Genomic DNA, 8,143 nt, shown 5'->3' on the forward strand with positions numbered 1-8,143 from the left:
CAAAAGTACAGTGCGATCAGTGTACTGATGAAGAACATGCTAAAAACAGACGTTCTGAATTCATGATCGTGAAGAAGTAAGCACTGCTTCTTAAAATACGTTATAACTAAAAAGCACTCCGTTAAGGGGTGCTTTTTTTATTTCATGTAAGAAGTGTAGATGTATTTTTTATTTTTTGCTCAGTAAGCAGAAAAAAAATTTTTTGTAATAAAAGGATTACTCGGTAAAATATGGGGGTTGCAGTTCGTCGATAAATATTAAGAGATAGTTCATTGATTTATAAAAATGGGACTGTTAAAAATTTAATTTTTTTGGTAAAATCGGCAAAAAAAGCAAAAAAAGCACAAACCTTTTGATTTTTGTGAATGTTAATCGTTAAAGGAGTGACGACAATATAATTAACATAAATTTGGGACATTACATAAAAACATCCAAAACACAAACAATTTATTATTAATTATGAAAAAAATTACTCTTGTAATTTTCATGTCTTTAGTATCTTTCCTGGGATTTGCACAGTTTCAGGAAGGCTTTGAGTCGGGTATTCCCGGGACATGGAGCGTTATGGATAATGGAGTAGGAACTGCCCAGGCCTGGACAGCAACTAATACATTATTCCTTCCCACGCATGGTGGTGCTCAGCACGCTTTGATTGATAGGGGAAACATTGGTGTTGGTAACACCTCTGAGGAATGGTTAGTAACACCTCAGATTGCGGTACCAACAAATGGACAGTTACGATTTTGGTCGAAGATGACATTGAGCGGGGATTTCGGTACGATTTACCAAATACGCGTCTCAACTGGTACACAAACAAATCAGGCTAACTTTACCACATTTCAGCAATGGACTGAGCCACAGTTAGAGACTGCGATAGCAGCCGGAGGCTCAACCGCTTACAATGTATATGGTGAAGTAGTGCTGCCATTATCTACCTATGCAGGACAAAACGTGCATATCGCTTTTGTCAAAGTGCATACGCAAACAGGAGCGACTGCAAATCCATATTATGGAGATCGTTGGCTTATTGATGATGTAAGCGTTGTTCAGCAATGTAATGATCCTTCCGCTTTAAATGCAACACAAGTAGGTGCAACTACTGCGCAATTAAGCTGGACAAGTACAGGTCCAGCCACTTCATGGGATATTGAAATAATGACAAGTGCGGCTACACCAACAGGGATTCCGACTCCGGGGTACGCAGGTGTTACAAATCCGTTCACGGCTACAAATTTAACACCAGGTACGCAGTATAAATATCTCGTGAGAGCCGTTTGTAGTACCGGTGCAACCAGTAATTGGGTTGGACCTTTTATTTTTAATACCACTCCTTTCGGACAAACGTGTGCAGGACCAATCGCGGTAACCACACTGCCCTATTCAACTACCAGTAATACCAATTTATTTGGCAATGTTGTAACTGGTAGCCCGGGAGCTTCTTGTGGTATTACTGGAAACTATTTAACCGGAAACGATGTTTTCTATGCTTTCACTCCTACTTTTACAGGAGTTGTTGATATCACAATGACACCTACTGCAAATAACTCTGGTCTATTTGTTTATAGCAGTTGTGCCAATGTGGGTGTGTCGTGTTTAGCAGGTGTTGCAAACACTGGCTCGACACCGAGAAATATTCCGTTCCTTTCTGTTACAGCAGGAACTACTTATTATATAGTAATTTCATCATTAAGTGGAACAATTCCTTATACATTAGCAATCCAGCAAGTGGGATGTCCGCCGCCTAACAATTTAGGTGCTTCCGGAATTTCACAAACAGGAGCTACCCTTACATGGGGTAATCCAGGCGGTGCTACAGGATGGCAATATGTTTTCCAACCTGCCGGAACAGGGTTACCTCCCGGAGCAGGAACTCCGGTAACAACAACTTCGGCTGCAGTTACAGGTTTAACGGCAAATACAAACTACGAGTTCTACGTAAGAGTAGATTGTGGTGGAGGAACATACAGTGTATGGGCAGGACCGTTTACTTTCAGAACATTATGTGCTGCACTTCCGGTTCCTTTTACAGAAGGATTTAACAGTACTTCTACAACACAACCGTGTTGGACAGTTTTAAACGTAGGTGCTGATGCGAATTCTTGGAACATGGACTATGCGACAAACCCGTTTGAAGGAAATCAGTCGGCTAGTATCGTTTCCAGTTTGGCTTCTAATGACGACTGGTTAATTTCCCCGCAAATTACACTTACGGGTAACCAACGTTTAAAATACAGATACCGTGTTGAAAATACGGCTTCTCCATGTACTTTTGAGGTAAGATTGTCTACAAACGGACCATCACCTGCAGATTTGACGACAGTACTTGTGGCGCCAACTTCTTACAACAATACAACGTATGTAGAGAAAGTCGTGAACATGGTAGGTACAAATGGTAACGTTAACATCGGGTGGTATGTGGCCCCTGGTGCAAACGGATCCAGAATTTATATCGATCAGGTAATTATTGAAGATATTCCGGCTTGTGCTGAACCATCAGCTTTAGCGGTTTCCAATATTTTGCCTACTTCTGCAACAGTTCAATGGGCTCCGGGTAATACAGAGACATCATGGCAGGTTTTGGTTCAGCCAACAGGTTCGCCAGCGCCGACACTTCCAACACAAGGGGTAACAGTTAACGGAGCGCCTACTTACAATGCTACGGTTAACAGTTCTACTACTTATGATGTGTATGTATTGTCTAATTGTGGTGCGGCAGGAAATAGTATTTGGGTTGGACCTATCAACTTTAGAACACCGCAACTTCCGGCTGCTCTTCCTTTCGCGGATACTTTTGAAGGAAACTTTGATTGGGATGTAGTAAACGGAACACAAACCAATAAATGGTACAGAGGAACTGCTGTGAACAACGGAGGAACTCGTTCAATGTATATTTCCAATGATAATGCAGTAACTAATGCATATACGCTAACAGGCGCTTCGGTAGTTCAGTCATTTAGAGATCTTCAGATTCCTGCTGGTACTACTCAGATGAATGTGGCTTTTGACTGGCGTTTGCAAGGAGAATCTACTTTTGATTATCTAAGAATATGGATTGTACCTACTAACTTTATTCCAACCGCTGGTACGCAGATTACTGCTGCAGCAGACAGAATAAATCTTTTAGGGGGAACCACTTACCTAAATCAAGGTGGTGTGACAACATGGAACAGAAGAAACATAGTTGTGAATGCTACAGCGTTCGCAGGACAAAATGTTAGACTTGTTTTTGAGTGGAGAAATGATACTACTGCTGGAACACAACCACCGGCAGCGCTTGATAATATTAATGTTAATATCATCACATGTCCGGCTCCGACGGTTCCTACGGTTGTTAGTGTAACTACAACTACTGCTACTTTACAGTGGACAGCGGGAGCTTCTGAAACGGCATGGGAAATTGTGGTTCAGGCACCAGGTTCTGGTCAGCCAACAGGATCAAGTACGATCATTCCGGCGGGAACGAATCCGTTTACCGTTACTGGATTGAATCCGTCTACAAATTATGAGTATTATGTTAGAGCTAATTGTGGCGCGACTGACGGGGTAAGTACATGGGCTGGGCCAATTGCATTTACAACAACGCAGATTCCTGTGACATTGCCTTATTCAGAAAACTTTGAAGGAGCATCACCAGGTTGGTCTACTGTAAATGGAACTCAGGTTAATAAATGGTTCGTAGGTACTGCAGTTAACAATGGCGGTACACGTGCGATGTACGTATCGAATGATAATGGTGTATCTAACGCATATACTATTACTTCTACGTCTGTAGTTCAGTCATACAGAGATATTCAAATCCCGGCAGGTACTAACCAGGTTAATCTTGGTTTTGACTGGCGTGCACAAGGGGAATCTACTTTCGATTATTTAAGAGTATGGCTTGTGCCTACTTCATTTGTTCCGACACCTGGTACTCAAATAACTGCGGCAACGGACAGAATTAATCTTACCGGAAACTTTAATTTACAAGCAGCATGGGGCCGCAGAAACGTAGTAGTTAATGTGGGCGCATTTGCAGGTCAGGTTGGTAGATTTGTTTTCGAATGGAGAAACGATGGTACCGGAGGAACACAACCACCGGGAGCTATAGATAATATTGATCTTACAATCATTACATGTCCGGCACCTACTGTTCCGAACGTAACAAGTGTAACGCAGTCTACTGCTACATTACAATGGACAGCCGGAGCTTCTGAAACATCATGGGAAATTGTTGTTCAGCCAGCAGGATCTGGTGCACCAACAGGGGCTAGTATCATTATTCCTGCCGGAACGAATCCGTTCACGGTTACAGGATTAAACCCATCTACAAATTATGAATATTACGTTAGAGCTAATTGTGGTGCTGTTAACGGTGTAAGCTTCTGGGCTGGACCAAAAACATTCATCACAACGCAAATTCCTGCTACAATTCCTTATACAGAAGGATTTGAAGGTACATCAGGATGGACAGTTGTTAACGGAACACAAGTGAATAAGTGGAATATAGGTACTGCTGCTAATAATGGTGGTACAAACGCAATGTACATCAGTAATGATAATGGTGTTACGAATGCCTATACCATTACATCTACATCAATTGTTCATGCATATAGAGATATCGCGATACCTGCAACATGTGCTGCAGATGTGAGTCTTTCTTTTGATTGGCGTTCTATGGGACAATCTGCTGCGGACTTCTTGAATGTTTGGGTTGTGCCTTCAACATTCAATCCAACTGCAGGAACTGCAATTACAGCAGCAGCAAGTGGAGGAGTTCAATTGTCAAATCAATTAATTAATGGTGCGAGTTTCGCAACGTTAACATATTCAGTTAATGCTGTACCTTACGTGGGTCAGAACATGCGTGTGATTTTAGAGTGGAGAAACAATGCCACAACAGGAACACAGCCGCCGGCAGCAGTTGATAACTTCACAGTATCGCTACCAGCTTGTCCTAGACCTTTTAACTTAGCTGTAGTTGGCACACCAACTCCAACTGGCGCTACAGTAACCTGGACTCCGGGATGTACTGAAACAGCATGGGAAATTATTGTTCAGACTACAGGTTCTCCGGCTCCAACGGCTGGAACAACAGGAATACCGGTAGCAACTCCGCCGCCTTACGTGATTACAGGTTTACAGAACTATACATCATATGATTTCTATGTAAGAGCGATTTGTACAGCCGGAACTAGTGTTAGTCCTTGGTCTGCACCTAAAACATTTATTACCTTTATTGGAAATGATGAGTGTGCTGGAGCTTTCACCGTTCCGGTTAACAGTAACGATCAATGTACTGCAGTAAGAGCTACTGTATTTAATGGAGCAACAGTATCTACTGTGGGAGGTACCACATGCGGAACTGCAAATTCAGGTGATATTTGGTTCCAGTTTACGGCAACTAATGCCTCACATACTATTGATTTTAGAGATTTTAATTCACACAATATCCCAATCATGATGACGGTTTATTCTGGAACTTGTGGTAGTTTGACGCAGATAGCTTGTAGCTATAACAACTCCGCTACGGTTTCGAATTTACAGATTGGCGCTACTTACTTCATTAGGGCATCAATCAATATGGTTACTACCAATACCAATGTGAATTTCAGCGTTTGTGTTAAAACACCTGTGGCTCCTGCCAGCGGAACTAGTTTAAGCTGTTTGATCAATACGGTTAACCCAAGTTTTGAGGAGGGTGTGCTGTTTACCACGGGTAATTTCCCAAGATGGGCAGATTTATATGACCATATGTTTTTGGGTTGGCGAACAACCGCTACGGATCACCATATGGAACTTTGGTCTCAACCTAATAGTGAAGGCCATATGGCTCATACAGGAACTAAGTTTATTGAGTTGAATGCCACTGAGGTTTCCGGGGTGTATCAGGATTTTGCAACCCCGATAACTACCGTGTTCAGTTATAGATATGCACACAAAGGAAGACAAGGTACTGATGTTATTGCACTTTTGGCAGGACCTCCGGGCGGGCCATATGTCGAGATTGACAGGAGAACTACAGGAAATGGAGCGAGTGCTTGGAGTTATCCTCCAGCGAGAAACTATACTGTTCCTGCTGGTCAGACAGTTACCCGATTTATTTTCCAATCCATCTCCAGTGTAGGGGGTGCAACTATCGGAAATTTCTTAGATACTATTGAATTCAAAGCGGATAACAGTATCGTTTCAGCTACTCCTTTGAGTTTAAGTTGTACTAGTGGCAATACAACAACAGTTGTAGCTGCAGGTGCGGGATCTTGGTCTGCAGCTCCTGGTAATCCGGCAGCCACGGTTATTGCTTCTCCGGACGATAATACAACTACAATCAGCGGATTTACAGTATCAGGTACTTATACTTACAACTGGACTACATTATATTGTACCAGTTCCGTAGATATCACCTATGTTGATAACGGAAACCAAGTGCCAACGTTTGCTGCGGCTGCACCAGTTTGTGCTGGCTCAACGATAGCACCGCTACCGACAATATCAGATAATGGTATCACAGGAGCTTGGTCACCGGCATTGGATAATACGACGACGACTACGTATACGTTTACACCGGCAGCTGGACAATGTGCGGTTCCAACTACAATGACTATTACGGTAACGCCTAATACGACACCAACATTTGCTGCCGTAGCGCCAATTTGTTCGGGAGACGTATTACCGGCTTTACCGACAGCATCGAATGAAGGTATTAATGGTACTTGGGCGCCGGCGTTAGACAATACAACGACAACCACGTATACGTTTACACCGGATCCAGCAGGACCGTGTGCGGTACCAACTACGATGACTATTACAGTTAATCCGATTGTGATGCCTACGTTTGCAAGTGTTGCTCCTGTGTGTGCAGGTGATGCGTTAGCAGCGTTACCGTTGACTTCAATCGAGGGTGTTACAGGAACTTGGGCACCAGCGTTAGACAACACAACGACAACTATCTATACGTTTACACCAGATGCAGGGCAGTGTTCACCTACAACTACGATGACGATTACAGTTAATCCTGTTGTGACGCCTACATTTGCTGCAGTTACACCGATTTGTGCAGGAGATGCATTAACAGCATTACCGGCAACATCAGCGGAAGGAGTTACAGGTTCTTGGTCACCGGCGTTGGATAACACAACGACAACGACTTATACGTTTACTCCGGATGCAGGACAATGTGCAGTTACAAACACGTTGACTATTACAGTAAATCCGGTTGTGACGCCTACTTTTGCTAGTGTTGCACCAATCTGTTCAGGAGATACCTTAACAGCATTGCCAACGACTTCAAATGAAGGAGTAACTGGAACATGGTCACCGGCATTAAGTAATACGACTACAACTTTGTATACATTTACACCAGATGCTGGACAATGTGCACCAACAACAACGTTGACTATTACTGTTAATCCAAGTGTAGTACCGGTATTCAGTCAGGTTGCGCCGATCTGTTCCGGAGAGTCTTTAGCGGCTTTACCAACAACTTCGAATGATGGTGTTACAGGAACATGGTCACCTGCGTTAGATAACACGGCAACTACTACGTATACGTTTACACCAGACGCTGGTGTGCCTTGTGCAGTGCCAACTACAATGACTATTGACGTAAATACGAACGTTACACCTGAGTTTAATCAGGTTGCAGCTATCTGCCCTGGAGATCCGTTAGGAGCTTTACCAACAACATCAAACGAAGGGGTTACGGGAACATGGTCTCCGGCTCTGAATAATGCTGTTACAACTGTTTATACATTTACACCGGATGCAGGACAATGTGCTGCAACAGGAACAATGACTATCGAAGTTGCTGCTAATTGTGAGATTCCGAGAGGTATCTCTCCAAATGGCGACGGTAAAAACGATACGTTTAATTTAGAAGGTTTCAATATTGCAAAATTGTCTATCTTTAACCGCTACGGTGTGACAGTTTATTCGTACGGTTCAGGTTATACTAACCAATGGCATGGTCAGTCTGATGCAGGTCAGGAATTACCTGACGGAACATACTATTATGTGATCGATACGGCTGGACAGACACGCACAGGATGGGTATACATTAACAGAGAGCGATAATAGAAATGAACAAGAGTCACTGCTCCCGTTTACCGGGAGCGGTGTTTTCTAAAAGGAAAACAAAATAACATGAAAAGAATTTATTTGACCG

Annotated in this window: 1 protein-coding gene; it reads left to right on the forward strand. The window is 43.0% G+C overall.

What is annotated here, in order from left to right; translation table 11 throughout:
* Positions 1–459: 459 nt before the first annotated feature.
* Positions 460–8,052 (forward strand): choice-of-anchor J domain-containing protein, encoded by a 7,593-nt coding sequence (locus AC3E9U_RS15985; protein ID WP_488747935.1) that lies wholly within the window; start codon positions 460–462, stop codon positions 8,050–8,052.
* The last annotated feature ends 91 nt before the right edge of the window (positions 8,053–8,143 follow it).

The organism is Flavobacterium sp. 21.1 (genome assembly GCF_057801535.1).